The following is a 26674-nucleotide window of genomic DNA, read 5'->3' as shown; positions in this document are numbered from 1 at the left end:
TAATTTTATACACCATTAGAAACCTTCGCTCTTTCTAACTTGTAATGAGGTTTCTATAATCATATCTAACAGCTTACTATATGAGATTCCTGCCGCATGGGCACTTTTAGGCAACAAGCTATTTTTTGTCATCCCCGGCAATGTATTCACTTCCATCACATACGGGATTCCATCTTTTATAATTATATCCACCCTAGCATAAACACTGCATTTTAATGCTCTATAGCAGGTCATTGCAGCTTCGGCAACACGTTCATATGTTGTAGCCGGAAGTTCCACAACCTCTTCAATCGTAGCGATATCATCGTATTTCGCATGATAATCAAAAAATTCAGCCGTATGTTGAATCGAAATGATTGGTAAAAGCTTTCCGTCCAAAATAGAACATGTAATTTCTTCGCCCTTTATATATTTTTCAATCACTATTTCAGAATCCCATTTGAATACATCCTCAAGAGAAGAAAGTAAAGAATCCTTATCGTATACGATCTTTACCCCTACACTGGAACCACCTGAATTTGGTTTTACTACTAACGGATATCCCATTTTATCTATTTCATCAAGCTGAAGCTCTTCCGTATTTGAAAGATGAATCCAATCTGGTGTTTGAATGTCCTCATAACGAATCATTTTTTTCGACATATTTTTATCCATACAAATACCGCTTGATAGCATGACACTTCCGGTATATGGAACACCGAGAGTTTCTAGTGTACCTTGAATCGTACCGTCCTCCCCATATTCTCCATGAAGTGCTAACAATGCAATATCAAGATTTCTTACCTTTTCAACAAGCTCTTTTTTGTCATTTAGTTTAATAGGCACTACTTCATACTTACTCTTATCCAAATGTGCAATCATTTCTTCCCCTGTCATGAGTGACACTTGTTTTTCGGAAGACACGCCTCCCATAATAACGCCAACTCTCATTGTTCCAACTCCTAATTTTCATTTTTTAAGGTATCACCAATTATCTTAATCCCATTGAGAATATCTTCCTCTTTTAACCGAGAGAATCCTAATCGAAACGTATTACTTCCCTTTCCATCCGTGTAAAAGACATCTCCAGGAGAAAAAACAACTCCCTTTTGATAACATTTTTTCAAAAGTATACGTGCATTTATTCCTTTTTCTAACTCTATAAAAAGATGAAGTCCGCCATCTCCAGTCATTCTTTTAAATGGAATGTATTGATTACAAGAATTAAGGGCTAGTTCATATTTTTTCTTATAAATTGACTTGGCCTTTTTTAAATATTTTTCGAAATAGCCATCATGTAAATATTGATACAGTACTGCCTGATCCAATGTGGACGTATGAATATTTCGTGCCCTTTTCATACTTTCCAAGTAGTGGATTAATTTCTTATCCGCTAAAATCCAACCAACACGTAAGCCCGGAAAAAGAACTTTTGAAAAACTGCTAATATAGATAACATTGTTCCCGGGTCCGGAAAAAGTCAATAACGGCGCTAAATGTGAACCTGAATAACGTAATTCCTCATTAAATCCATCCTCTACAATTGGAATTTGATATTTTGAAAAAAGTTTCATAATTTTAGACCTTTTTTCAGAGGAGGTGACAATCCCGGTAGGGTTATGGTAGGACGGAATTAGATATGCAAAATCAAAATCTGTTTCGGACAAGCTTTTCTCAACTTGACAAATATCGATACCATCATCCTTCATCTCCATCCCGTGGATTTCATATCCATGTAATCGAAAAAGCTTTAATGCAGTATGATGGGTAGGGTTTTCACAAATAATACGCCCGGATTTTTTAGCTAAAGAAGACAATAAAATATCCAGACCCTCAGTGAAGCCATTCGTGATAAGAATATCTTTATTGGAAATGTCTACTCCTTTCATTTCCATATAATGAAGAAGGTAATGAATTAGGGGTCTATAACCTTTGGCATATCCGTAGTTCAAAATGATATCACCTTCATTGGATAACCTCGTCAAAAAAGCCCTTTTAAAATTTTCAACATCAAAAAGTTTTTCATCCGGGGCAATGCTATTGAATGAAATCATGCCTTTTTCCCAGCGAACACCGTGCTTCATTAAATCCAATTCATCAGCTTGCAAGGTAACTTTATTGAGCTTTTCTTTCCAGTTTAGTTCAATAGATGGTGTTTGGGATGCATCGACCTTCCCTACAAAATTTCCTTTTCCCTTTATCGCATAGATTAGGCCTTCTTGTTCTAAATCTGCGTAAGCAGTGAGAACAGTAGTTCTACTAATCGATAATAATTTGCTTAATTCTCGGGTAGATGGGAGCTTCTGATGCTCCAATAGTTGACCTTTCATAATCATTTTTTTCAAATGATCCTTCAATTGGATATACACCGGACGATTGTCTACAAACTTAAAATCATTAAACACTTCCTTGCCCCCTTACTAACATTTTTACATAATTACATCTATCTCAAAAGGTCCACCACATGTGTATTTTCTTTCACTAGTGGTATGGTTTAAAACACCATTCATACAGCTTTTTTACAAACATCATGACTTTATTTTACATCTACACCTATTTTTATTAACCTACAATCTCACAAAATTTAAAGTTATAGATAAAATTGGTTCTGTAATTCATGATTACAGAATGCAAAACAAATTATTTATAAAGTGAAACTTTAATCAGAGGGTTTTTCTTCATCCCCCTCTGATTATTAGCCCTCACCAATCGGGCTTTTACGGACAGTTGATCCCCCGCCTAACTTCTTTGCTTTTGCTGAAGTTTGAGTTGGGATTCTTACTGCCCACGAATAGCGGAATAAATGCAAGGAAGAAATCTTTTTCTCCTCTTCCTCTCAAATCAAAACAGCATCTTTTATTGGTTGGCGTTGGAACCAGATAAGACTTTCGTTTTCTACCTTCTGATGTCCAGCTTACAAGAATTGATCTCTCACAAGATTTGTTAAACAAAGCAAAAACACATAAAAAACCTATTACACTTCTACCAATGAATGCAGAGCAATTACAATTCCCTAATGAATCTTTTGATGTAGTATCTTTGAGTCTCATTTTTTGGTTTAGTAGTTCAGCTAATATGTGTTGTAAAAATTATGATTCTGAATATTCGAAATAAAAAACGGAGATTTTATCTTTCCAAAGTTATGTATAATAATTCAGCTCATTTTTTTCGTTTTGGGGAACAATGAATTTCTTAGCTTGATGGTAATGTGGTCCCGCCAACCAAATGACATAAAACCCACGCTAAGACATTTTTTGGAAGATGTAATTTTAGTTTTCCTACTCTAAGGATAATTTTATTTTTTCTTTGAGATCTCCCTCTGTAGATCGATTCCTCTATAAGATAAAGTTAAGTTCATAAACAATTATAATAAATCAGTTTTGTTATACTTATTAAAAAAAGCTCAAGGGCAAGTCATCCAGCTTTTTTGTGAATTTGAAATTAAGTCATGATATTTCTAAAAAAGATACGATGCTTTATGCCATTAGTTTGAAGGATCAATACTAATGATCTATTTTTATCTAAGGCTATGTTAAACAATTATAATGAAAAAGCAAGTGATCTCAATTATTAGGTCACTTGCTTTAACTTTCATCTTGAATATGACATTAATTAATCTGTTACTTGGTTAACCTTTGCTTTTGGTATTGCTGTTTTTTTAGGCATAAAGCATGCAAATATTAACGCTACAATAGATAAAACTAACATAAAGGTATAAGCATCATTTGAGCCCAAGATAGAAGCTAATTTCTCTAGTACAATTGGTTTGTTATATCACTCCGCTAAATCCACTAAGCGAATGGCTTCCGCCTCAATTATCTTTGTGATTCGGCCGGTGGATTTACCTAGAATTGAAAAACGGAGGGAACCACTTCCTTTGTAATTCCCATCCTTCGTTACATTTGCCCAAGCAAAATGTTCGAGATTGCAATCCACACCAATGACACCATCTGATTTACTGTAATTCGTATGAGGGTTTTTCGGCACATCGAGTAAACATTTTACAATGTAATACTCCCCGTGGTCTTCAACAGACCATGCAATCGGTTTGCCATGCTTTTTCTTATTCTTACACTGTAATTGGGTTGTGATTACTTCTTTCATGATTTCTTGTCCATACGGGAATGTAACAGATGGAAACGTAAGTGTTTTCCCGGAACTTATCGTCATCCATAATTCCTTTGTCCCAGGCACGTACTGAAACGAAAAATTCCCATGTTTGGCATCTTTACGGCCAGATAGAATAAGTTGTTTATTTCGAGCACGAGAAAATAATATTTTCCATTTATCATGGTTACGTACAAACTCATCGATGGTAAATTGGGATCGAAACAGTTTTTTGCTTCCAAATACTGCGCTTGGAATATTCGTTTGATAGGATGAAAGTTTTTGCGTTAAACGGTATTGCCGGTGGGTTAAAAGGCCGATTTTTGCCTGAATCCTTTTAATTTGAACATCTAAGTACTGGTGCTCAAACAGATATTCACTCAGCCAAATTAAGGTGTCTTTTTTACGAGATAAGGAGATGGGGTTGTTGTGCTTCGCGAAGCGGGTGTTTTTCAGAAACGTCAGCTTTCCTTTCACACAACTTTGTTTGATTTTACGAAGATTTGTTAGTTTTGTCCGTTCTTGTTTCAATTTTTTCTTGAGTTTCTTTAGCTTCTCTTGTGTTTGTTTCTCATATATTTGTTGTAACTCCATTAAACCAGTAAACAACGCCTTTGCTTCTTGCATCGCACTGTTTGCATAGTAATCATTCAATTGATAGTTTCGCTTGAGAACAAGATGAAGACTGTCTGTATGCATCTTACGGTTCCACCGTTTTTCCCGGACGATTGTTTGAAATGCAAAGCGTTTCGCCCGATTAAATGTTTCGATTGTCTGTGTTAATGCATCTACCATCTCATGTGGTAAATCCGTCTTATAGATCCGTTTCGAAAAATACGCTTTCTTCACCTGTTCTCACTTCATTTTGTTTGATAAAATCATTATACAACAAAACAAACATACGTTCTATTAAAAAAAGAGACATTTTCTTTAAAAAAGACAAAACCGATTCATCCCCCACCTTCACTTCGTTTAGAGGAGGGGGTCTTCTCGGTTAAAATGATAAAACAATTAATTTCCAAAAATATTAATTGTTTAGATGCCATCTTGCCAGAAAATCAAGAACGCTTGCCAAGTGGATAATGGAAAATGATTCAAGATTGATGAATTTTTAAATGCAGCCAAAAAGTGGAAGGAAGAATATGAGAAGTTGAGAAATATCGTTCTTGACTGTGAGCTAACCGAAGAATTTAAATGGATGCATCCTTGTTACACGTTTGAGAAAAAAAACATAGTTTTAATACATGGATTTAAAGAATATTGTGCGCTTCTGTTTCACAAAGGTGCCTTGTTACAGGATGCCCATGGGATTCTAGTCCAACAAACGGAGAATGCACAGGCGGCGCGCCAGATTCGGTTCACCAATGTTCAAGAAATAATTGAAATGGAAACCATCTTGAAAGCCCATATTTATGAAGCCATTGAAGTTGAAAAAGCTGGTTTAGTTGAACCAACCAATCTAAAAAAGTCGGTTCCTTAGCGTACAGGAATTACAACGACAACATCTTCATTATTTTTCGTAAAAAAAGACCTGATTTCTCAGGCCTTATCGCTTTGACACAAGTTACATCGTACTATCGTCTGGACAAAATTCACCTCTAGCTATCCAATGATTATTTTTACATACAAACGTACGGTCACCAGAACAAACTTTTTCCCCTTCATTACTACAATATTTCCCCTCTACCGGGTGCGTGTGATCGGTATTTCTTTGCTTTTCATTGTTCATGTTTTATCACCTCCTGATAACTATTTTCTTCTTAATTTGTGGGTGTATTAAGGAAATAAATGTCACTTTTTTTCAGGAGCGGAATCGTTTGGATCCTGATGAAAAGATTGGTAAACCGGCTCGCAAAAGGGCGGGCGGTATCATCTATCCATCCCGCTCTAAAAATCAGTGTCGGAGAATAAGCCTCAATAGGCCTACTTTTAAAAATGATGCACTTTCTTTTGCTTTCTCAATCCATTAGACTCATAGACAACACCCAAAATATCAAAGACTGTTTTCTTCTCATATCGATGAGATTTCCGTCCATTCTTCTGTAGGAGGTGGAACATGCGGATTTCTTGGGTGTTTTGTTGGTCTTCGTCATGCTTCACGAACCTTGAAAGGCATTGAAACCGTTCACGCTTTATATAAACAAAACCGAAATCTGAACCCTGATTTCGGTTTTTCGGCGTATGATCAATTGCGAAATTTATTTGCAATTACATAAAATAAAGAGCTTTTGGATGATTTCCTCTATTCTTTAATAAACTTTGCAACAGAACCCTACATGGAATATTACAACTTAATGTATATTCGTATTGAGTTATTAGGAACATCTAATGTTGTTTCACAAGTGAAAGGAAATTGAAAAAAAACTGAAACTTTTCTCATTAAAATTCAATCTTACTTAAAAAATGAAAGGAAATTGAAATTTTCCAAAAGAAATTCTTTGTTAAAATAAAAAGCATAAATACAAAAAAATATTGACAAATGGAGAAAAATGTATTTTTAAAGATATAGTGGAGGAAAAAATGAGATTAGAAAAACAATTAATAAAAAAGATATATTATGAAACATTCCTAATGGAGAATGAAACACATTCACCTCTTCAAGTACTTGGAGGAGCTTATTTAAACGAACAAAAAAATGAGATTTCCGATGGATCTTATATTCGTTTTGCACAAGGTGAATTTTATTATCACCATCAAGATTTTGAAACAGCTATTTTTAAATGGGAGAAAGTCAGTAATGAATTAGCACCATGGGCACAAAAAAATATTGCGGATGCTTACTTCGAACTTAACCAATTATCAGTTGCTGAAAATGTTTATACCTCCATTACTACTGATAACAAAATACTTATGACCGAAATTGTACTGCAATTACTGTCTCTTTACATCGAGCAAAATAATCTTGATTCAGCTTTCGCTGTTATTAAAGAAGCGGTTTCTTTAAATCCCGATTATCCAAACGTCACAACAATTGCACGTTCCTTTTATGAAGAACAGCAAGATTTTGACAGTGCAGTAGAGCTTGCTGTGAATGAGTTAATTCGAACAGAATCTTTTCCATGGTTTGAGGTTCTAAAAGAATATATCGATAAAGGATTTACTAAAAATATTTCACCAGACTATTTTTATAAAGTATTAGTTACATTAAATAATGTAGATCAAGTACAATTTACGCAAATTGTTTCATCACTTTGGCACAGCTATAAAAATGAACAAAATTACTTATTATGGCTTAAAACAATAAATGAATTTTTCTTACATATCGAAATACATTCGTCCGATATATGGGACAAAATTTCTTCTCTTTACGAAGAAACGTACTTTGAATTAATTCAAGGTCAATATACGCTAAGACAATTACACGATATCATTCCAAATCTTTTAACAAATTGGTTAAAGGTAGCCAATCCGTCTCATTCTGTATTTCCATCTGCAGCAGTATTGGCATGGGATGAGATTTTCCCTTCCAAAATAGATTCAGCAAATATAAAACATGCGGAAAACCTACTGTCATATTCTATTAATCATGTGAATGGCTTAGAGTATAGTTTACATCTTTTTGAATCTATTACACAGTGGGCACAAAAACATGATTTAGAAATGGGTCATCGATTTAGATGGTTAGTTGGCGAGCTTGCAGATTTAAGAACAAATCGCCTTTTAGTAACTGGAACTTCAGGAAACGGAAAAGCTTCATTTATTAACTCTATACTAGGAGAAAATATATTAGAAAACTCAATCTCAAATGTAGTTGTCTTTAAAAATGACGCTCATACAGAAATTAACGCTATAACAGATTCAACAATTACAACAACTGAGAATTTCTCTGATTTCCATAACATGATGTCTCTACACCGCCAAACATATAGAGATAGAGCATGTGTTGAATTTAAATTACCATGCAGATTTTTAAGTAAAAATAAACTTACATTCGTTGTTACACCTAGCTTTAATAGGAACAACGACACTAGAGATGAGACATTCGAATATTTAAATTCTGTAGACGAATTATTATTCGTATTGAATGCGGATTCACCTTTTACTGACAAAGAACGTGACATTCTATTAAGTATTCAAGAACATACACCAAATCTAAAAATTCATTTCTTATTAAATAAAATCGATAACATTTACAGTGAAGCAGAAGCAAAAAGAGTTATACATGATACGCAAGCGAGAATAAACGCATATTTCCCGCATGCGAGGATTTTCCCTTACTCTTCGTTATATACAAATAGTCAACAACTAAACGATTTAACTGAGTTTATTCATTTTAACTTTAACCATAAAAATATCGATGCAGAACGTACTGAAAAGCTATTGTTTTTCATTCGAAAAACAATTACATATCTTTTGGATAAACGCGTCGAGATGGAAAACAACCTAGTGGATTCTAATAATTGGAATGAAGATATGTTAGTTAAACTAAATGGTTTTATTAATAACCTTACTGCTTTTGAGAAGGAAAAAATTCATTTAATTACACAATCATATCGTACAATGAAAAACGAAATTACTAATGATCTTACAGAACATATTCCGAAACTATTGCAGAGTTGTTCTGATTTAATTAGTGAAGAAAGCGATTTTGGGCACATTGATATTGAACTAAATACAGCGATGAACGAAAGAGTTCAAAAATATCTAGAACAAACTGTGTTACCTAATCTTGCTCGCTCTATGCAAAATTGGATTGCAATTTCTAATAACGAGTTCCTTCAAAGTCAATCGTACTTAGAAGAAATCAGTGAAGGACTTAATTCTTTATGTGGAGAAAATCGAATACAGTTAGAATGTGACTTTAAAGTGCTTGATGACTGGCGCAGAGATACTGATAGAATGACAACTAGAATACAAATGGAAGAAGTAAATATCTTACGCCGATTTACACCAGCACAATTTTTATTGAAAAGTGCCGGGAAATTATTTGGAGTTCTTCCTAAAAATAAAGCTATGCTATATAACAAATACAAACAGTATTTAGAAAATGAAGATTATACCGATGTAACGGCTTCTATTATAAACAAATTTTTCTTGCAATTTGAGCTATTTGAAAACGCACTAGAGCGGGATATTAATATGTTCTTTAAAAATCCATTTGGCGCGTTGAAACAAGCTATAGAAAACACTCATTTAGAAATACAAGAAAAACAAGATACACTGCATAAAATGAGATCAAATCCTGAAGTTTATCATGATTCTATAACGCTCTTTAAATTAAGATTACGTCAATGTGAAGTAATCTTAAATATAGGTGAGGATAATTCCTATACAGATTTAACTTTAGAAACAAGCATAGAGTAACCGTAAAGTAACTCCAAAATATACAATAAAAGTTGATTTTGGAGTTACTTTTTTGTTTACTTCACTTTTTCCCCCTTCTGTGAATCAGGTAAAGCCTTTAAGGCTTCATCAAACTTCCGTCTGGCATACACCCAACATCCCACAAGGGTGACATCCAGTACTTGATGATAACCACTATATCCATCTACTTGTAAATACCCTTGAAAACCAGTTAAAAAATTATAAAAATACGAACTTCATTTAAGGTTCTTTTGGTAAACTAAAAGTATAAACAGAAAAGAGTGTAATTACGGATTAGAATCACATCGTTAGATTAGCTTGATAATCATGGGGTCTCCTAAACTATAATTAACAATCCTAGTTACTTCTCATGAAATACCATTTTGGATTCTTTTTGTACAGTTTTATTAAATAATATACACAGAAAACAAGTATTATTGCTGAGATGATAAGATAGGCCTTATCCTGATAAGCCTCCATGTTAGCATTTGCATAGAATAAATGCTCTCTCCCCATACTGTCACCGTTAAATTTAAACAGCGTCTCGGACGCATTTTAAACATAGTAGAGGAGCACAGGAAAATAGCGATTAGCTTTCCATATTTAATTGCACCATTTTTAAAGTATTCTAGGGTTGGATTTTTCACATATACATTTGTATTTAATTTTAAACGAGAAATATAGTATGTACCTCGTTGATCCATTTGATCTAAGTCCTCCAATGAAAAATAACCCAAATCACGAATACATAAATCTCCTGGTCGTAAGGTATCTAAGCATTCCGTACCAAATGTTTTGTCATTATTTTTTCCAGGTCCAACTTGAAAGTTAAGAAATTTCCCACTGTGCAGATCATATTCTAATTGAATTTTGATTCCGGCTGTTTGGGCACATCCTCCAGAGCCTGGAGATACATTCTCTAAAGCATTTGGTACTTGAAATACGGTGGCATCTAGGATACGGATTCGCCCAAAATAAGAGAAGAGATGGTTAGAAATTTGTATTTGTTCACATACTTTTTGTTGTAATAGTAAAGAAAAAATATGTTTTAAAAACAAAACTACTTTAGCATTTAAACGTTTCTTTTAAAGAAGGAATTTGTTGTTGACTGGATAAATCAATTGTGAGCCATTTACGATTTACACCATCATTTATATCTAAACTACTGGGTCGTGTGCGTGACACCACCTATACCGTATCTCCCTTGGTAGGTAAGCCTTTTACAAATGCATCGCCCAATCCTTGGCTTGCTCCAAATATAATAAAGTTCTCACTCATCCTACCACCCCTTCGAAATAACTATGCTTCTTAATTATAATTATTATAAAGACAAGCAACCACTAGAGTGGTTTATTGATTCGTTACAAAAACAATTTGTTAAAGCCCGATCCATCTGTACAGTAATCAAGAAACATCAACCAACAAGCATTAGCAAACATTGAAAAAAATTCATCCTTGATATCCGCTAATACTTATTGTTACATTTGATTCCACTACTACATAAATTCCTATATTTCATCCTTATCCTTACTCACATTCAACATGGCTCAGAATAATATGTATCTAGAGGGTGTGACAATATTGGAAAAAAATATCGAAATTACAAAAGATATACAAGTCATACGGTCTATCCAACGCGATCTCAATATTGTGACAGTCGCACTATTGTTAACGGGACAAATCACCATTATAGGAGTTTTTGTGACACCAGGAGGGTTTCGCGTTTCATTAGGAGGACCATTAACAGGTGAAAGTCGATTAGAAGGTAAATTCGAAAAACAAACTACGAATGTGATTATTGATATAATAGACGTTATCCTCGCCGTATTATTACTCAATGATGAAATTGGTGTTACGGGTAGCTTTATTGCACCTGGCAGATTTACCATTAATGTTAGTGGGCCCATTTTCGGTGTTCCTAAACTTGAACCTTCTCTCCCTTACTTAAAACGAGATTATACTTTCTTTCAAAAGGTTGTGTCCAAACATTTTCATGTGAATCCAAGCTTATTAAAAACACTTACAAAGGAATGATAACATGGCTTTAACCGATATTCCTACTATTCAACCATCTAAGAATGGGGTCTTTCTGCTCGCTCTTCCTTTAATTATTTTTATCTTCTTTTTTACCCAACCTAAAGCAGAAACAAAATAATACCCTCGCTAACAGAGAAAAGGACCTTAAATTTTTTCATCTACCCAAATTTAAGGTTCTTTTTTATTCTATTCTATCCACCATCCTAAGCCTTTTATTTCACCGCTCATTTTTTAACACTCTATCCGAAAGAATTCTCCTTCCTCAAGCGTGTGTAGGGTGATAGCCCAACGCTAGGTGGGAGATGAATTTCGGTTTGGCATAGCCAAAAGATTTTTGATAAACTAGACACATGAAGTTCTTTGATAACTTGATATATAAGGTTGCAGGAAGAAAACAAAGTGCGAAAACCAAGCCGTTCGGTTCCTGCGTAAAATATCAACCGTAAAAAAGAACGTCCAAGCGTTGGACATCTAGGGGTGGAATAACCCGAAGTAACGCTCAGGGAGACGAAAGGTTACTTTCGTCGTGGAACTGAGAAGCCCCCCACTTCAAAGTTCGTTAGAATTTAAGTGGCGGGTAGTTCACAACCAATATATTTTCATTTAGCCCAACAATCACACTTACTTGTATTTCATTTCAAATGCCTCTTTCTTTCCACCCCATTCAATTGTGACAAGAAATGCTTCTTCCTTATCCTGTACTGCACAACCTGAACATGATGATTTCAATTGAATTATGCCTCTATCAATAAATCCCGTTCCTTCTTGTTTGCCACTACTATTCTCAACTTTCCATTTTGCTTCATTGATGTTTTCCCTATCTTTTCCTTTATAAGTAATTGAACCTTCTCCAAATTCGCTATCATCCGTCTGTGAGATAACATATTTTCCTTTCTAATGCTTACTTTCTCCAGCATATGAATATGCGATCACACCCACTTAACGCCAAAAAACATATCATTACACTAAACAGCATTATGAGTTCCCTCATACCTTCCACCTTTTTAAATTTTATTAGAAAATCATATCTCCATAAATCCGTATGATAAAAAGGTGTAGTTATATTATGTTTTATTTCCATAAAATGAGTACATTATAAAAATTCAGGAAATGTTTTACACCTTTTCTCTTGTTCCATATCATGCCCAAAGAAAACGATAGGTTTTTCATCCAAAACAATTTCTTTTAATCGGTTAATAGATTGGGAGGCCATTTCTGAATCAAATCCTGCGAACGGGACACCCTGCTCAAAGTTTTGCTGTGTGTAAGATGCATCAATTGTTAATAAAACAGAACCTGACTTTTCCGTTTTAACGAGTATTGATTGATGACCCGGGGAATGCCCTGGTGTATAGAGCAACTGAACACCAGGCATTACTTCATAATCTCCCTCAATCATTTGATAGTTCAAATCTGGTAATATGCATTCCTTTAAATATTCTTCTCTATGTAAAGCCGCATCATGTTCAGTTCGTTGCACAATAATGGGTGCATGGCTGAAGCTCCCATTCCCCCCAGCATGGTCAAAATGCAAATGAGAGCTAATAACACAGAGAAGATCTTCTGGCGCATAACCCACTCGTTTTAAAATATTTACGATTCTATCATCCGGTTTCATTTTCGGAAGAATCTGCCCTTCAACAAACGTTCCCTTAAAAAGATCTTCATTATCTACTGCGCTTTCTGGCATCCCTGTATCTATTAAAATTGGACCTTCTGTCGTTTCCAAAAGATAGCACCATACTGGCAAATTCAACAGTTTACCAGGAGTAAGCGTACTATTAACAGAAGAATGATCCAACATACAGCGGCCAGCTGGTAAAAAGTAAAGTTTTTTAACGGTCATTCTATATCCACCTTCTCATATCAGTTTGGATGAAACAATACAGTAATACTTCCGCTAATAGCAAACTTTCTCCTTCTATCTCTTTTTTCACTATAAACTTTTCTTTACATGTTCACTTATCCATCTCCGCATCATCTGTAATTCTTCATTTGAAACACTTTCTTCCCCATATCTAACTTTCTCATAAATTGGAATAATATCATTGTTCTTATGAATACGAGAAAACCATTGTTGAACCGTCTCTTGTAATCTTCTCTTTTCAAACTTCAGTAATGTTAGTTCCCATTTGATTAGCATTGCTCTTACTTCTTCTATTGGAAGTATTAAGCTATCTTGCTCTTCTTGTTCTGCATTCCCCTCAACTTTTCGTATTTCTTTTTGTTTCAAATCGATATGATGAATTGCCTGCTTCTTATTCCGCATACGACGAAAGATGAAAAATACGATTAATATTACTAAGAAAAGGATGCCAATTTGTATAAATATATTTTCAGTGCTAACTCCTAGAAACTCTTCGCCGCCAATTGGCACCTTTCTATCTCGAGGAATTCCTTTGAAATCCCCTTTCTTATAATATCCATCTTTATTAAAATCTGGTGGATCTTCAATTTCATATAATACTCCTGAATCCTCCCCTGGTTCCATCGGCGTTCCTTCTCCTATGGATTTCCATTTTCTTGGTGTTAGCGGTTCACCACCCTCTCCTACCTTTGATTGAGAAGAATCTATTACCTGTTCCTTTGCGAAAAAAGCGCCTTTCGTTATTCCAATCGCTAATATAAAGCAAAGACCAATAGCTAGGAAACAAAATATAACACGTGATCTCCATTTCAATGTATTCACCCTTCCTCCCTTTACTTCACAATTTGTATCCACCCTTTTTGTTTTTCAGGTGGATATCCAATAATTAATGGGATACACCCTGCTTCTTGTCTTCGGAATCCTGTTTGATAAAAGAAATGTGTATTCAGCGGCGTATCCTTTTCGGTTAACGAGGATAAAAGATCCATTGCTTTATAAAGTTGTTTTCGGTGCTTTCCTCCTTTTAGATGAATGACACCTTGTTCCCGTACTCCATTTATCCATAATTCGAACGAGCAGTCTTGTGAAATTAACTCCCGGCATACCCCCGCCGCGACTTGGATTAAATATTCCATATCCGTACGAAGCGTATATCCTGTTTGCCCTAATACATTTACATATAGCGCATAACGATCGCCTTGTGTATATTCATACTTTTTTGCACTTATTACCCCAGTTTTCGCAGTCGCTCCCCAATGAATCGAGCGAAACGATTCTCCCTCATATTCTTTCACGCCTACTATTTTCGTTTCATCATATAACGGAGAAACAGCTGCTCTGCGAAATCCGTGTTTCCATGTTGTCATTTCCGGTATCGTTACTTTAGACATTTGCGGAAGAATATGAAATTCAGGGAGTTTCTTTTGTTCAATAGGCAAGTAATAAGTTAAAAGGCCGAATGGATCTGATATCATAAGTTCTGCAGCTTGCCATCCTTGCCTCCCTCTTTCATTTGCATTCCCCCCTAACGTAATAGTTATCATATCTCTTCCTTCTATTTGGAGAGGAATGTGATAAGAGTGATGCGAACGCTGCATCTTCTGATCCGTTTCCCACTCTATTTGTTCATTAGAACGAAACTGAAGAGCTGCTTTAAAAATTGGAAAACGTGCCTCATTTATAATTTGTACTACACATTCCCCTCTTTCGTTCATAAATAGTCTCTTTTGATTTTGAGAGATGTCCCATTTCACTCTCATGATTGCTTTCATATATAAGTACAAAAATCCGACTAACAACAAATAAAATAAAAGGATCGCCACAATAAAGAATTGATTGGTAAACACGACGAGTATGAGACAAATAACACCGATTCCCCCTATAAAGAGTGGCTCTAACAACGGATGTTTCCTTTTTATAATCTCATTCATACGCTTTCCACTGGCACTGCAAGTTTTTCTAAAATTCCTTGCAGTACATCTACTTTTGTTGTTTTCATATCCCCTTCAATTGTTAACGTTAACCGGTGGGCACAAACCGGAGCTGCCAAAGCTTTCAAATCATCAGGAGTTACATAGTCCCGCCCCTTTAATAACGCCCTTGCCTGCGCCGCTCTCATAAAAGCTAAAGACCCACGCGGACTTACCCCAATTTCTACTAAATCATGATTTCGCGTCGCTTCTACAATATCAAGCAAGTATTCTTCCACCTCATCGTGCATATGAATCTTTTTCGATTGCTCTTGTAACTCCAATATGTCAGAGAGAGTTACAACACTTTGCAGGTCGTTAAATGGATTATTTTCTTTAAATCGTTTTAACATTTCCTTCTCATATTTCCGATTTGGATACCCTTGACGAATGGTTAATAAAAAACGATCCAACTGCGCATCTGGAAGTGTAAAAGTTCCTGCCGACTCTAAAGGATTTTGCGTCGCCAATACAATAAACGGTTTTGGTAAAACATGCGTTACGCCTGCAATTGTTACGGTTCGTTCCTCCATTACTTCTAACAATGCAGATTGCGTGCGCGGAACTGCCCTATTAATTTCATCTACTAATACAAGATTCGCAAAAATAGGCCCCTTTCTCGTTTTAAAATCACTTTCTTTCATATCAAAATACTCTAATCCCACTACATCACCAGGCAATGTATCAGACGTAAACTGAATACGTTGAAAAGCTCCATCAATACTCTTCGCAAGTGTTTTGGCTAATGTTGTTTTCCCTGTCCCTGGTACGTCTTCTAATAGGACATGTCCGTTTGCGACTAGGGCAATCATTGCTAAATCAATTACTTCTTCCTTTCCTACAATGACCTTCGAAACATTTTCTTTAATTTTCTCTAATATAGACATACTTCTTATCCACCTTTATTTTTTGACTTTTCTGATATTTTAACACGATAATCTTTTTCTATAAACTGGAAAACGAGAGTTTTCTTCAAAAGAACTGCAGCATAAACTCTACCGAATGAATGGTAAGTGTCATGAATATAACCAAAGAAGCAAAGGACTAAAACTTCTCAATGCTATAAAAATACTACATCTATTTACAACACGATAACTTGCTATCATATAAGAGTATACAAATAAAAAATAAATGGTATAGACAACTCACTAAACAAGAAAAGATGCCTAAATTAGACATCTTTTCATTTAGATACTAGATTATCAAGCTTCCAATGGATATCTCCAAATGGATCAAGCTTACTATCCATATATAGATACATATTATTGAAATCTTTTGGTGGATTTTCCGTCTTAAATGAAACGTCAAAAGTTAAAGAGTAGTCAACTGGCACACTTTTGAATTTCTCTTCGTATATAGGCATAACTTGACCTTCATATTTTTTTCCCGTCTTTTCATCTTTAACAAAATACTGTATTTCTGAAAGATCAATTGCTTTTTCATCGGCCCGAGCATTATTGATCGTAACACGAGCTACAATGCGCCCTATTCCATCTACTTTTTCATATTTTGCATTTTCAACTGTTGCTCTGTAGTATCCACCTTTTGCAATTTCTCCATATCGTAGTGCATCCTTCTCCATTCTGTTCTCTTCAGACACTTTTTATGATTTCTTTGATTGAGTAGTTACTTCTTGCTTTGTTGTAGTTTGTTCACTACAAGCTGCCATTAAGATTGTAAGTAAAAATGCTGTACATGTTACTTTTATTAAAGATTTCATAGAACTCCCTTTCTCTATCCAAAAAATTAAAATACAGGAATAATTTTACTTTAAAAGATAGATAGAAAGGAAGACTTATTAGGAAATTTGTTTTTATTCCTAGAACGCTGATTATGTCAATGAAAATTCCCTTAAGTACTTCTAAAGGGGCTTTTAAATGGTTTGCGATACTTTTTTATAAACGGTATGACTTTATTTCAAATTCACATAGTAAGCTTCTTATCTAGGTTTCCCTCCTTTAGAAGCTTCCCATGAAATTGATTAATACATAAAAAATTGACCGCCCATTATAGGCGGTTTAATTTTACAGATTTATTCCATTATCCTCTCTAACTTCGCATCCTTCTACATATTTGTAATGCCAAGCATCTTGAATAGATAAGACCGGAAATTCCTCCAAAGGCTTTGTAAATCGAAGAAGGCGAACAGAAGCAAAAAAATAAGAATAAACCTTAGGGCAAGCCTTGTTTATTTAAACGTAATTATAAACGTATTGACCTCAGTATTCTGTACTTCATCCCGGGATGAGCGGTAAAAACAACGGCTAGGACAGAGAACACTTATCTATAATTTAGCAGAACAAAAAAGGGCTGCAATACCAGCGTTCATAACACTGATATGCATCCCCTAGCAGCATAGTACTTACTTCTTTTCGCACTTAAGCCTGATAACTTTAAATTTACGTATGATGGTAAACATATTTTACTTTATAACATTTCGATTCACCTTAAATCCCCAATTTAATACAGCAATATAAAAATAGGTACTAATCTATAGTTCCCCTCTTGAAACATTATTAACTTTGTTATTCCGAAAATCCATTAACAAAAAAAGTGATGGTCTCAATTTCATCTTCAGTTAAACTTCTCTGTAAAGACTTAGACATTTCTTTAACTATTGCCCCTGAGCTTCCTTCATACTTTTTTGTAAGCAATGCTGTAGTTTTTAAGAATTTAAGTTCTAATTGAAACTCTTCTTTAGTTAATGGAGCTTCATGATGGGATAAAACAAAAATTTCCGCATCGTATTTCTCAATTTGTTCAATTAACTGGAGTGTATTCTCTATCGTATAACTCCACTTCTTTGAGTAGAGATTTGCATACATACAATCTCCTAGAAAAAGAACTTTTTCTTCCTGAATATAAATGACAGTAGAATCATCAGCGTGATCTCCACCTACATGTTCAATTGCACACGTCACCCCACCTAGATTCAAAGTCATTTTCTTATCGAATGTAATATCAGGTAATGGGAGGATAATCTCCCTCTGATTTCCTAGCTCTTTCTTTATTGCATCCGCACAAAATGGAATTTCCAGACCCTCTTTAACACGTTGGTCTAAATATTTATCTTCCCACGATAAATTCTGTAACTGTTTAATTTTGTTATAAGTTTTATAATGAGAAATAATTGGCATTTGCATCTCATACATTCCAAATATATGATCCCAGTCGGAATGTGTAAGTATAAGCCATTCTCCTTTAATATCATATGTATCTAATTGTTCCAAAAATAATCTAGCATGTTTCGAAGAATTTCCAGCATCAATTAATAGTGTCTTTTCTTCCCCTTTAACAGCAGCTAGAATAGGACGATCTGTTTCTTGATACGGTGGTAAGTATAAAACTCGATTAGATATTCTCTTTAGTTTCTGCAATTTTTTGTTCCCCTTGCTGATTTTTTTATTATGCCTTTTTATAGATAAAATAGTTGCATTCTCTATAATGTCTTAATTACGAACAAGCTCTTCACTTAAAGAACAAATATAATTTTACATACAGAGGTAGATAGAAAGACTTTTTAGGGAATTTGTTTTATTCCTAGAACGCTGATTATGTGAATGGAAAGCTCCCTCTGTACTTCTGAAGGAACTTTGAAAGGTTTTGTGATACTTTGATTTTATGTTAGCAAAATATAGTCTTTATTTTGCATATCCTTTATACGTTTTTTATCAACATATAATCTCCTTCCTCCATTTTTATTCTGCATCTATATCAACTAAAAAAGTTCCCCTCACTAGAAATTCAAAAAGATATTAAAATTTCTTGTTTTACTATAAAAAACGAATTCATCGAGAATTAATTCCTTGCAGTCGTTTGTTACACATCGGCACGATGTATAACTTGAAAAACGTCAATATACCTGTTTTTCAATTTACCCTATATGATATTTTTATACAAGCTGTTACATAGATGAAGAGTCACATTATTACCAATTACCAGAAATGAAATATCATAATTAAATGAAAATACAAATGATATTACCGATTTATTTTCTTTTTTCGTTTTCTTCTCGTTGTCTTCTTCTATAAAGAAATTATTGTTTAACCCTTTAAATGCCACTATTCTCATTCTAATTATCTCGTGAAAAATATGTTCTGTTTAATAAGTAACGATACAGTTTTCAATAAACCTCAATATTCCGTCAATAATGTAGATACAATAATCTTTCTCCTCCCCCTCGGAGATGAGCAGTTAGCTATTGCTAGCTGTCCTTTTTAATTCATGTAATTTCTTCTCAATTTCCTCAATTCGTTTATCTCTAATTTAAACATTATCTCTTAAAAATTCATTTTCTTCTTTTTAAGAAAATTTTTTCTAAATATTTACCACCACTAACATCTGGAGGTATTTGTAAAATAAAAACGAATTTCTATATTTGCAAGATATAAAAATTTCAGGAGGATGTTAAAATGGAAAAAACAATGATGGTAGGAACAACAAACATGATGATATCTATGGAAAAGATGATGTGTGAAATGAAATGTATGAAAATGATGATGAACAATATGATGCAAATGGATGTAGAAATGGATAAAGCTATGATGAATAAAATGCAAGAATGTGATGCAATGATGAATTCTACTATGTCTATGATGAAAGCAATGAAAGAGAAATGTTGTTAATAAACAAAATTGTTTAAATGCGTATATAAGAAAGGCTGGTCTTTTACCAGCCTTTCTTTAACTAACTTTAGGTAAGAAGTTCCCATCCTATTTTACATACAACCTACATTTCAGATATGTTTCTTGCAAAATACATTCATGTATAGGAATTGCATTGCATCCTTTAGGCATATCAATCATTTCGCAACATTTAAATTCCCTTCTGTTTCATCAGTTGAAGGAACTGTCCAATTTGTGTTTGCTAGCTTGATGGTGATGTGGAACAATCCATTTAAGATTGAGTAAAAAAGAAGAAATTCCTGTCTTTCCTCCTGAAGAGAAATATCGTCATGCGATTACTTCTAATAATCAGGTACCCAAATAGTTATTTAAAAAAATCTACTTCAAGAAGGAGTTGACCGTAAAAGAATTGTGAGCTACTCCAGTTTAGATTGGCACATTTCGAAAAGAAGTTTGTAGAGAAGGTCACTATTGATGACGAGTATGCTCAAAACTTGTTCGATCGGATGAATGTTCTTTGTAGCATGATCCATTTTGGAATTGTCCAGTAAAGAGGATGTATAAGCCATTTCACTCACCAGTTATAATGAAAGGAGCAAACGAATGAAAAAAATTACTCTTGGCGATTTAAACTCACCGGAAACTATGCGCGATCCCATTGTGTACTATAAACCTTTCTTCGAACAACAAGAGCCCCTCTTTCGTCTGGATGACTTTTACGGTATGGGAGGAGCATGGATCGCATTACGCTATGACGATGTTGTTACCATATTGAAAGATCCGCGTTTTCTCAAAGATTTACGAAAATTCGAACCGCCCCAAGATAAACAGGAATTCATTGAGGAAAATACATCTGTGAGCAAGCTGTTTGAATGGATGATGAATATGCCGAATATGCTTACGGTCGATCCGCCTGATCATACCCGCTTACGCCGGTTGGTCTCTAAAGCCTTTACTCCGCGTATAATCGAGAATCTTCATCCCCGTATTCAGCAGATTGCCGACGAATTGTTGGATGCTGTGAAGGAAAAAGGAAAAATGGATATTATTGCAGATTTTGCCTACCCTCTGCCCATTATTGTTATTTCAGAGATGCTTGGAATCCCCGTTACTGATCGAAACCAATTTCGTGACTGGACACATAAGCTCATGAACGCTGCTATGGATCCTCGTCAGGGGGCTGCAGTTACTGCAACACTCGAAAAGTTTATTCATTACATCGAAACATTACTGGCGGAAAAGCGCGTAAATCCTAGCGATGATCTGATGAGCGCTCTGGTCCAAGCACAAGAGAAAGAAGACAAGTTGAGTAAGAACGAGCTTCTTTCGACGATTTGGCTTCTCATTATTGCTGGACATGAGACAACAGTTAATCTCATCGGTAATGGCGTACTGGCGTTACTGCAACATCCCGAACAAATGGATCTGCTACGGGACAATCCTTCCATGCTTTCCTCTGCTGTCGACGAGCTGTTGCGCTATGCTGGACCGATCATGATTGGTAACCGTTTTGCAGGTGAAGATATCACAATGCATGGAAAAATAATCCACAAAGGCGAAATGGTTCTGTTTTCCCTAGCAGCTGCCAACATTGATCCGCAAAAATTCTCTAATCCCGAAGCATTAGATATTACACGTGAGGAAAATGATCATCTAGCTTTCGGCAATGGTATCCATCGCTGTTTGGGTGCTCCATTAGCACGCTTGGAAGGACAGATTGCATTTGGCACATTGCTGCAACGTCTACCTAATCTGCGCCTAGCAACTAAACCCGAACAACTGGTTTATAATTATAGTAAATTCCGTTCTCTTGCAACTCTACCAGTAGTTTTCTAACCCTTTTCTGCCCATAATGACCAAAATCACTTAAAAAATAGGCTTCGGCTTTGCCTAACAAAATTTCATCACCTACTTTCATTGGGCTATCACGCCTTCACGTTTAGAAGTGGGTGATGAATTTCGAGAAAATGTTAAAGTTACCAAAACCAGAAGATTAAAAAAACTGAATTATACCTCCTAAAGAGTCCAAGGCTTTCCCCTATTACGTTAAAGTACAATAAGGAAATTCCTTCTCTGTCATTTATAGAGTACCTTCCTAGTTTACAGTGTATATTGCTTTTTAATATTCTCTGATATTGATTGCAAAATGTTGTTTAAATCTTACATCAATAGCCCTTTTCTCTTTCCACAAACTCCATATTAACATCAAACACGTATCCTTCATTATAAGAAAGACTTAATTCAACTGTATTTTCATAAATTGACATAATCATTATTAATTTAAATCCTAAGTGATCCATTTTATGATCCAGATACACGCCTGCACCTTCAATCAAAAAGTCTTCTGGTTCACTTTCGAATTGCTCTAATAGTTCGGATTCATCACTTTTAAATACGATTCTGACAATCTCTCTTTGTTCACATAAAGTTCGATTATTTTATATAATCGAATACCCTATAATTATGATAAAATAATTTTAAACCTGTTATACCAAGACTCCTGGAAAACTAGGAGTCTTGGTTATGTAACTACCATGATTTGAAAATACAATAGAAATTTACGAATCAAAAACCAACATTACAGAGTTTGCATCAGGAGGTATATAATGAAAAAATTATATTTTGCATCGTTCGTATATTTAGTTATCGGTTTATTATCTGGTGTATTCGCTAGAGAATATGCAAAATCAAAGGGCATTCTAGGGTCCACTCTGCTGAACCTTTTACACACACATACGCTCGTACTTGGATTTTTATTTTTCTTAATTGCCCTAGCATTAGCAAAATCATTTGCATTTCATAAAGTGAAGGGTTTTAATATGTGGTTCATCGTCCATAATATTGGATTAATTTTAACACTTTCTTCACTGGCAACTCGTGGACTTCTTCAGCTAAATGGAGCTGATTTCAAAGGATTAGCTTATATAGTCGGAATCTCTCATTCTATCATTGGTTTCAGTCTTGTTTGGTTTATGATTCTATTAAAAAAATCATATAAACTGTAGTGTGTAATAAAGCTTCAGCAAAAGTAAAAATAGAAAGAGGCTACTCGAAAATGTCTTTAAAAACAACCTTTTAGAGCAGCCTCTTTTCTATACTGATACGATATTGATTATTCTCCTGTTTCAGCAAACTTCTTAATGCGTTCACCAATCTCATCACGAACACGTTGGAATACAGACCACTCTTCACCCGCTGGGTCATCAAATCCCCAGTGAACGCGTTTTACATGAGAAGGTGTAGTCGGACATACATCATTTGCATGGTCACAAAGCGTAACAACAAGATCTGCTTTATTTAAAATGTCGCGATCAATCATATCAGATGTTTGATTCGTAATATCGATTTCTACTTCTTTCATTGCTTTAATCGCATTTGGATTCACACCATGCGCTTCAATTCCTGCAGAATATATATTCCATTTGTCACCTAAATATTTCTTTCCAAACCCTTCTGCAATTTGGCTGCGACAAGAGTTTCCTGTGCATAAGAAGTAAATTGTTTTTTTGTTTCCCATGTGAATTCCACCTTTTATTATAAATGTTTATTTCGGTTCTGTTTGAAAATATTTACGCTGAAACCATAGTGCTACATTTACAAGTGCTATCATAACGGGCACCTCAACTAAAGGCCCAATAACTGCCGCGAATGCTGCTCCAGATTGAATTCCAAATACCCCTACCGCTACAGCGATTGCTAGCTCAAAGTTATTACTTCCAGCTGTAAAAGCTAATGTTGTTGTTACCCCATAACTTGCACCAATCTTCTTGCCCATAAAGAAAGAAACAAAGAACATCAATACAAAATAAATGAGTAATGGAATCGCAATACGTACAACATCAAGTGGTACGCTAACAATCACTTCTCCCTTTAATGAGAACATCACAATGATTGTAAATAGTAATGCGACTAAGGTAACTGGACTAATCTTTGGAATCAATACTTTTTCATACCAATCTCGACCTTTTTCTTTTATAAAGATCAAGCGTGTTAACATGCCAGCAATGAACGGAATTCCTAAGTAAATAAAGACTGACTTTGCAACCTCTACCATTGTAATGTCTACAACAGCCCCTTCAATTCCTAGCCATTCTGGAATGACTGTCACAAACACATACGCATACACTGAGAAAAATAACATTTGGAATACTGAGTTAAATGCTACTAATCCTGCTGCATACTCTGTATCACCTTTTGCTAAGTCATTCCAAACGATAACCATTGCAATGCAACGAGCTAAGCCGATCATGATGAGTCCTACCATATATTCTGGCTTATCCTGTAAAAATATAATAGCTAAAGCAAACATAAGAATTGGCCCGATAATCCAGTTTTGTACGAGTGATAATATGAGGACTTTTACATCTGTAAAAACGCGCCCCATCTCTTCATAACGAACTTTTGCAAGCGGCGGATACATCATTAAAATCAATCCAATTGCAAGTGGAATCGAGGTCGTTCCCACCTGTAAACGATTCATTCCATCCACAAACCCAGGTGATAAATACCCTATTGCAATTCCCACTACCATCGCCACAAAAATCCAAAGGGTTAAATACCGATCTAAAAATGATAACCGTTTCATTTTTTCTCCTTTTTGTTTTAACAACACGAAGTTGAATTTATACTCTTTTCATCAGAACTTACACAACAACTAGACGTTTCTACTTTATGAATTTCACTATCAGCCTTCGTATAGAAAAACTCCCATTCATTCCCGTCAGGGTCCGTCACCCAAAACTTATCTTGCACAGCATAGCAACAAGTCGTATTCATTTCCTCACGAGCAAAGAACCCTTCTTTTTCTAAACGTTCTTTATGCAAGATGATTTCTTCTTGATTTTCTACTTGAAAACCAAAATGATTTACCTGGTTTCCCTTTACTTCATTTCTTACATTTAAAGTAAAGTTTAATCCCGGATTTTCTAATAGAAACTTTGCATAATCCTCTCTTACTTTCACTGGTGTTACGCCAAATACCTTGCTGTAAAACTCGATTGACTTTTTCAAATTCGTCACATTTATCCCAACATGTACATATTGCATATCCTATTCCTCCCTCAATTTTATTAATCAACTTTTTCTGATTTATGTAGCACAAAAAACTTAGCAGCAACTTCCTCTGCCAGTTTTTCGGAACACACAACACAGTTCTTCAGATAACAAGTTATTTACTTCTTCATCATTTAAATCATAATAGCTCCATGTTCCCTTTGTTTCTTTTACAATTAAATTCGCATCAAGTAATATTTTTAAATGGTAAGAAAGTTTAGATTGTGAAATTCCAAATACCTCAGTTAAATCGCACACACATGTTTGTCCACGCTGGCACAGCTCATACATAATTTCTAACCTTTTTTGATCTGCAAGAGCTTTAAATTTCTTTTCAAACTGTCCGAAGTTTTCTTTCACACGCTTCACTCCTTTCATCAATTTTTTTTGATATTTATATTATATGCACCGCTTTATTATAAATGCAACTAATAAATCAAATAAAATTGATTTATTAGTTGCGTTCCTATTTACCATTCTTAAAGTTAAAGGAGGTTTCAATGCCCTCCTTTAACTTAGAAAATCTCAGATATTTAGAGCTTTCTTTCACTACGGAACTGGAGGGCCATGATAGAAATACGGTTATAATACATCAAAAAGAACACCTCAATTGCTTCATGTTAATACCTATAGGAGGGTATTAACATTTATTTTTCATTACTTCTCTTTACAAAGATTAACATATATTATTTGTTTCATTTTCCTATATTACAAAGTTAAAGAACAACATATTCCGTCTCAATACATAGATTGATAAAGTTGCTTTTTTTGCCACCCAATGAATGACCAATTATGGTAAATTTAACGTCTGGGTGATCTTTTCTTACTTGTTCCTAAAATTTATTGACCTGTTCTACTTGATCTGGGGTTAAATTGAGATGAAACGCGTTATATAGACCTAGTACACCATCCGTTCCTATGTCAGCACCATAATCTTTGGACGGCTGTGTCCCAACAAAGGAGATGACTATTTCTCCTGTAGTATCATCTTGCAAAGCATAAGCGCCAAAACCCATTTCTGGATTGCTGGGCCTGCTAACACCAACAGTTAGTTCTTTAGCATTATACTGACTTAATAATTCTTCTTTAGACATCTTCCCCTCATCATAGGCATAAATTCCTGTACCTGCTAATTTTAACTGTCCTTCTTCTGTACTAATCTTAGTAACATCCTTCTTTTTATGATCATAAACACCCTCGCTGGCTAACTCCAGTTTCCCTACATCAGAACGGATTTTAGTCATTCCTACTCTCTCCCCTCATTAAATTTATTTTTAGAGTCTAAATACTCCTTTTTTCCATCTTTATCATTATATTGTTTAGGTGAAAAGCTTACAGTGTAATTTTCTCGATAGGATAACAACTGATCCTGAACTTTCTTTTTATAATTGATATCCAAATCCATATCCACAATTCTATTAGGCTCATTAGGTGAATTTAGCTTCATTTCTAGTTCTGCTGATATAAATTCATCATAATCCAAGTGTAGTTTTGGTTTTACAATTTTATCAAATTGTTGTTTATTAAACTTAAACCTAACCAGTACAGGCTCATCGAGTCCTCTTCTTGTATCTTCAGGTGTAACTTTCGCAAGCCCTTTTAAATCTGTAAAAAAGAAAGTAACTAAAGATGCATCTACATTAGGTGTAGAAAACTGAATGTTCTTATTGGAATAACTTATGTTTGTTGTATACACATCTTCTTCTTTTTTATCCGTTGTACCCCTTATATTT

The 26674-nt window shown here is 34.8% G+C and carries 19 protein-coding genes and 9 pseudogenes; 8 read left to right on the top strand and 20 right to left on the bottom strand.

The window, feature by feature from the left end; all coding sequences use genetic code 11:
* Positions 1-15: 15 nt before the first annotated feature.
* Together C564_RS0117800 and pdxR are read right to left on the bottom strand one after the other, a co-directional pair.
* Positions 16-930, bottom strand: a complete 915-nt coding sequence (locus C564_RS0117800) for a D-alanine--D-alanine ligase (RefSeq protein ID WP_018766238.1) — start codon at positions 928-930, stop codon at positions 16-18.
* An 11-nt stretch (positions 931-941) separates the two neighbouring features.
* A complete protein-coding gene (gene pdxR, locus C564_RS0117795; RefSeq protein ID WP_003198784.1) occupies positions 942-2384 on the bottom strand; it encodes a MocR-like pyridoxine biosynthesis transcription factor PdxR in 1443 nt (480 codons plus the stop codon).
* A gap of 511 nt (positions 2385-2895) precedes the next feature.
* Between pdxR and C564_RS37520 the strand changes: the two are divergent.
* Positions 2896-3093, top strand: a pseudogene (locus C564_RS37520) (methyltransferase domain-containing protein); the annotation flags it as partial.
* A gap of 663 nt (positions 3094-3756) precedes the next feature.
* On the opposite strand, the pseudogene C564_RS32250 reads toward C564_RS37520, so the two are convergent.
* Positions 3757-4935, bottom strand: a pseudogene (locus C564_RS32250) (IS200/IS605 family accessory protein TnpB-related protein); the annotation flags it as partial.
* A gap of 250 nt (positions 4936-5185) precedes the next feature.
* Here C564_RS32250 and C564_RS33585 point away from each other — a divergent pair.
* Positions 5186-5545 (top strand): annotated as a pseudogene (locus tag C564_RS33585) (DUF1801 domain-containing protein); the annotation flags it as partial.
* A 105-nt stretch (positions 5546-5650) separates the two neighbouring features.
* Here the strand turns inward: C564_RS33585 and C564_RS36805 are convergent.
* Positions 5651-5815 carry a hypothetical protein gene (locus tag C564_RS36805; RefSeq protein ID WP_003207814.1) on the bottom strand — a complete coding sequence of 55 codons (165 nt, stop codon included), beginning with the start codon at positions 5813-5815 and terminating at the stop codon, positions 5651-5653.
* Between the two features lie 346 nt (positions 5816-6161).
* Between C564_RS36805 and C564_RS37515 the strand changes: the two are divergent.
* Both C564_RS37515 and C564_RS0117765 read left to right on the top strand, forming a co-directional pair.
* Positions 6162-6302: pseudogene (locus tag C564_RS37515) on the top strand (IS6 family transposase); the annotation flags it as partial.
* 304 nt (positions 6303-6606) lie between these two features.
* The gene (locus C564_RS0117765; protein WP_018766234.1) at positions 6607-9390 is read left to right on the top strand and encodes a dynamin family protein; all 2784 of its coding nucleotides are present in this window, start codon (positions 6607-6609) and stop codon (positions 9388-9390) included.
* A 62-nt stretch (positions 9391-9452) separates the two neighbouring features.
* Here the strand turns inward: C564_RS0117765 and C564_RS34970 are convergent.
* The 3 pseudogenes from C564_RS34970 to C564_RS34960 form a co-directional block, all read right to left on the bottom strand.
* Positions 9453-9608 (bottom strand): annotated as a pseudogene (locus tag C564_RS34970) (IS66 family transposase); the annotation flags it as partial.
* 384 nt (positions 9609-9992) lie between these two features.
* Positions 9993-10472, bottom strand: a pseudogene (locus C564_RS32240) (IS4 family transposase); the annotation flags it as partial.
* Positions 10462-10668 (bottom strand): annotated as a pseudogene (locus tag C564_RS34960) (short-chain dehydrogenase); the annotation flags it as partial. The pseudogenes C564_RS34960 and C564_RS32240, both read right to left, overlap by 11 nt.
* A gap of 294 nt (positions 10669-10962) precedes the next feature.
* On the opposite strand from C564_RS34960, the gene C564_RS0117750 reads away from it, so the two are divergent.
* Positions 10963-11424 (top strand): hypothetical protein, encoded by a 462-nt coding sequence (locus tag C564_RS0117750; protein WP_231382330.1) that lies wholly within the window; start codon positions 10963-10965, stop codon positions 11422-11424.
* Between the two features lie 1096 nt (positions 11425-12520).
* On the opposite strand, the gene aiiA is transcribed toward C564_RS0117750, so the two are convergent.
* The 6 genes and pseudogenes from aiiA to C564_RS0117710 all read right to left on the bottom strand — a co-directional run bounded on the left by aiiA (position 12521) and on the right by C564_RS0117710 (position 18641).
* Complete coding sequence (gene aiiA, locus C564_RS0117735; protein WP_018766228.1) at positions 12521-13273, bottom strand: quorum-quenching N-acyl homoserine lactonase AiiA; 753 nt, start codon at positions 13271-13273, stop codon at positions 12521-12523.
* 90 nt (positions 13274-13363) lie between these two features.
* Positions 13364-14116: a hypothetical protein gene (locus C564_RS0117730; protein WP_018766227.1), complete on the bottom strand. Its 753-nt coding sequence runs from the start codon at positions 14114-14116 to the stop codon at positions 13364-13366.
* An 11-nt stretch (positions 14117-14127) separates the two neighbouring features.
* Complete coding sequence (locus C564_RS0117725; protein WP_018766226.1) at positions 14128-15225, bottom strand: DUF58 domain-containing protein; 1098 nt, start codon at positions 15223-15225, stop codon at positions 14128-14130.
* Positions 15222-16151 (bottom strand): AAA family ATPase, encoded by a 930-nt coding sequence (locus C564_RS0117720; protein WP_018766225.1) that lies wholly within the window; start codon positions 16149-16151, stop codon positions 15222-15224. The genes C564_RS0117725 and C564_RS0117720 overlap by 4 nt, the downstream gene beginning before the upstream one ends.
* 296 nt (positions 16152-16447) lie before the next feature.
* Positions 16448-16984: pseudogene (locus C564_RS33580) on the bottom strand (hypothetical protein).
* 805 nt (positions 16985-17789) lie between these two features.
* Positions 17790-18641, bottom strand: a complete 852-nt coding sequence (locus C564_RS0117710; protein WP_018766222.1) for an MBL fold metallo-hydrolase — start codon at positions 18639-18641, stop codon at positions 17790-17792.
* 1035 nt (positions 18642-19676) lie between these two features.
* Here C564_RS0117710 and C564_RS0117700 point away from each other — a divergent pair.
* Together C564_RS0117700 and C564_RS0117695 are read left to right on the top strand one after the other, a co-directional pair.
* Positions 19677-19889 (top strand): hypothetical protein, encoded by a 213-nt coding sequence (locus tag C564_RS0117700; RefSeq protein WP_018766220.1) that lies wholly within the window; start codon positions 19677-19679, stop codon positions 19887-19889.
* 603 nt (positions 19890-20492) lie between these two features.
* The gene (locus tag C564_RS0117695; RefSeq protein WP_003198827.1) at positions 20493-21725 is read left to right on the top strand and encodes a cytochrome P450 family protein; all 1233 of its coding nucleotides are present in this window, start codon (positions 20493-20495) and stop codon (positions 21723-21725) included.
* Between the two features lie 283 nt (positions 21726-22008).
* Here C564_RS0117695 and C564_RS38220 read toward each other — a convergent pair.
* Positions 22009-22288, bottom strand: a pseudogene (locus C564_RS38220) (hypothetical protein).
* Between the two features lie 207 nt (positions 22289-22495).
* Here C564_RS38220 and C564_RS0117685 point away from each other — a divergent pair.
* Positions 22496-22894 carry a DUF2871 family protein gene (locus C564_RS0117685; RefSeq protein WP_018766218.1) on the top strand — a complete coding sequence of 133 codons (399 nt, stop codon included), beginning with the start codon at positions 22496-22498 and terminating at the stop codon, positions 22892-22894.
* Positions 22895-23001: 107 nt separating this feature from the next.
* Here the strand turns inward: C564_RS0117685 and arsC are convergent, their stop codons facing one another.
* From arsC to C564_RS32220, 6 genes are all read right to left on the bottom strand, one after another.
* On the bottom strand, positions 23002-23406 hold the full coding sequence (gene arsC / locus C564_RS0117680; RefSeq protein WP_018766217.1) for an arsenate reductase (thioredoxin): 405 nt from the start codon (positions 23404-23406) through the stop codon (positions 23002-23004).
* Between the two features lie 27 nt (positions 23407-23433).
* On the bottom strand, positions 23434-24474 hold the full coding sequence (gene arsB / locus C564_RS0117675) for an ACR3 family arsenite efflux transporter (protein WP_026008608.1): 1041 nt from the start codon (positions 24472-24474) through the stop codon (positions 23434-23436).
* Positions 24475-24491: 17 nt separating this feature from the next.
* Complete coding sequence (locus C564_RS0117670; RefSeq protein ID WP_018766215.1) at positions 24492-24935, bottom strand: ArsI/CadI family heavy metal resistance metalloenzyme; 444 nt, start codon at positions 24933-24935, stop codon at positions 24492-24494.
* A gap of 60 nt (positions 24936-24995) precedes the next feature.
* Positions 24996-25319 carry an arsenical resistance operon transcriptional regulator ArsR gene (arsR, locus tag C564_RS0117665; RefSeq protein WP_165774956.1) on the bottom strand — a complete coding sequence of 108 codons (324 nt, stop codon included), beginning with the start codon at positions 25317-25319 and terminating at the stop codon, positions 24996-24998.
* 455 nt (positions 25320-25774) lie between these two features.
* Positions 25775-26185, bottom strand: a complete 411-nt coding sequence (locus C564_RS32225; protein ID WP_018766212.1) for a hypothetical protein — start codon at positions 26183-26185, stop codon at positions 25775-25777.
* A gap of 2 nt (positions 26186-26187) precedes the next feature.
* Positions 26188-26637 carry a hypothetical protein gene (locus C564_RS32220; protein WP_003207838.1) on the bottom strand — a complete coding sequence of 150 codons (450 nt, stop codon included), beginning with the start codon at positions 26635-26637 and terminating at the stop codon, positions 26188-26190.
* Positions 26638-26674 lie beyond the last annotated feature (37 nt).

Source organism: Bacillus sp. 105MF (assembly GCF_000374885.1).
In the GTDB taxonomy this organism is placed as follows: Bacteria; Bacillota; Bacilli; order Bacillales; family Bacillaceae_G; genus Bacillus_A; species Bacillus_A pseudomycoides.
Note: the sequence above shows the minus strand (reverse complement) of the source record. Positions and strands in the feature narration are given on the sequence as shown.

Excerpts from the sequence above, each read along its gene's own strand:
- C564_RS0117800 (WP_018766238.1), bottom strand. The coding sequence starts at position 930 with ATGAGAGTTGGCGTTATTATGGGAGGCGTGTCTTCCGAAAAACAAGTG.
- C564_RS36805 (WP_003207814.1), bottom strand. The coding sequence starts at position 5,815 with ATGAACAATGAAAAGCAAAGAAATACCGATCACACGCACCCGGTAGAG.
- C564_RS0117765 (WP_018766234.1), top strand. The coding sequence starts at position 6,607 with ATGAGATTAGAAAAACAATTAATAAAAAAGATATATTATGAAACATTC.
- aiiA (WP_018766228.1), bottom strand. The coding sequence starts at position 13,273 with ATGACCGTTAAAAAACTTTACTTTTTACCAGCTGGCCGCTGTATGTTG.
- C564_RS0117725 (WP_018766226.1), bottom strand. The coding sequence starts at position 15,225 with ATGAATGAGATTATAAAAAGGAAACATCCGTTGTTAGAGCCACTCTTT.
- C564_RS0117720 (WP_018766225.1), bottom strand. The coding sequence starts at position 16,151 with ATGTCTATATTAGAGAAAATTAAAGAAAATGTTTCGAAGGTCATTGTA.
- C564_RS0117700 (WP_018766220.1), top strand. The coding sequence starts at position 19,677 with ATGGAAAAAACAATGATGGTAGGAACAACAAACATGATGATATCTATG.
- C564_RS0117695 (WP_003198827.1), top strand. The coding sequence starts at position 20,493 with ATGAAAAAAATTACTCTTGGCGATTTAAACTCACCGGAAACTATGCGC.
- C564_RS0117685 (WP_018766218.1), top strand. The coding sequence starts at position 22,496 with ATGAAAAAATTATATTTTGCATCGTTCGTATATTTAGTTATCGGTTTA.
- arsC (WP_018766217.1), bottom strand. The coding sequence starts at position 23,406 with ATGGGAAACAAAAAAACAATTTACTTCTTATGCACAGGAAACTCTTGT.
- arsB (WP_026008608.1), bottom strand. The coding sequence starts at position 24,474 with ATGAAACGGTTATCATTTTTAGATCGGTATTTAACCCTTTGGATTTTT.
- C564_RS0117670 (WP_018766215.1), bottom strand. The coding sequence starts at position 24,935 with ATGCAATATGTACATGTTGGGATAAATGTGACGAATTTGAAAAAGTCA.
- arsR (WP_165774956.1), bottom strand. The coding sequence starts at position 25,319 with ATGAAAGGAGTGAAGCGTGTGAAAGAAAACTTCGGACAGTTTGAAAAG.
- C564_RS32225 (WP_018766212.1), bottom strand. The coding sequence starts at position 26,185 with ATGACTAAAATCCGTTCTGATGTAGGGAAACTGGAGTTAGCCAGCGAG.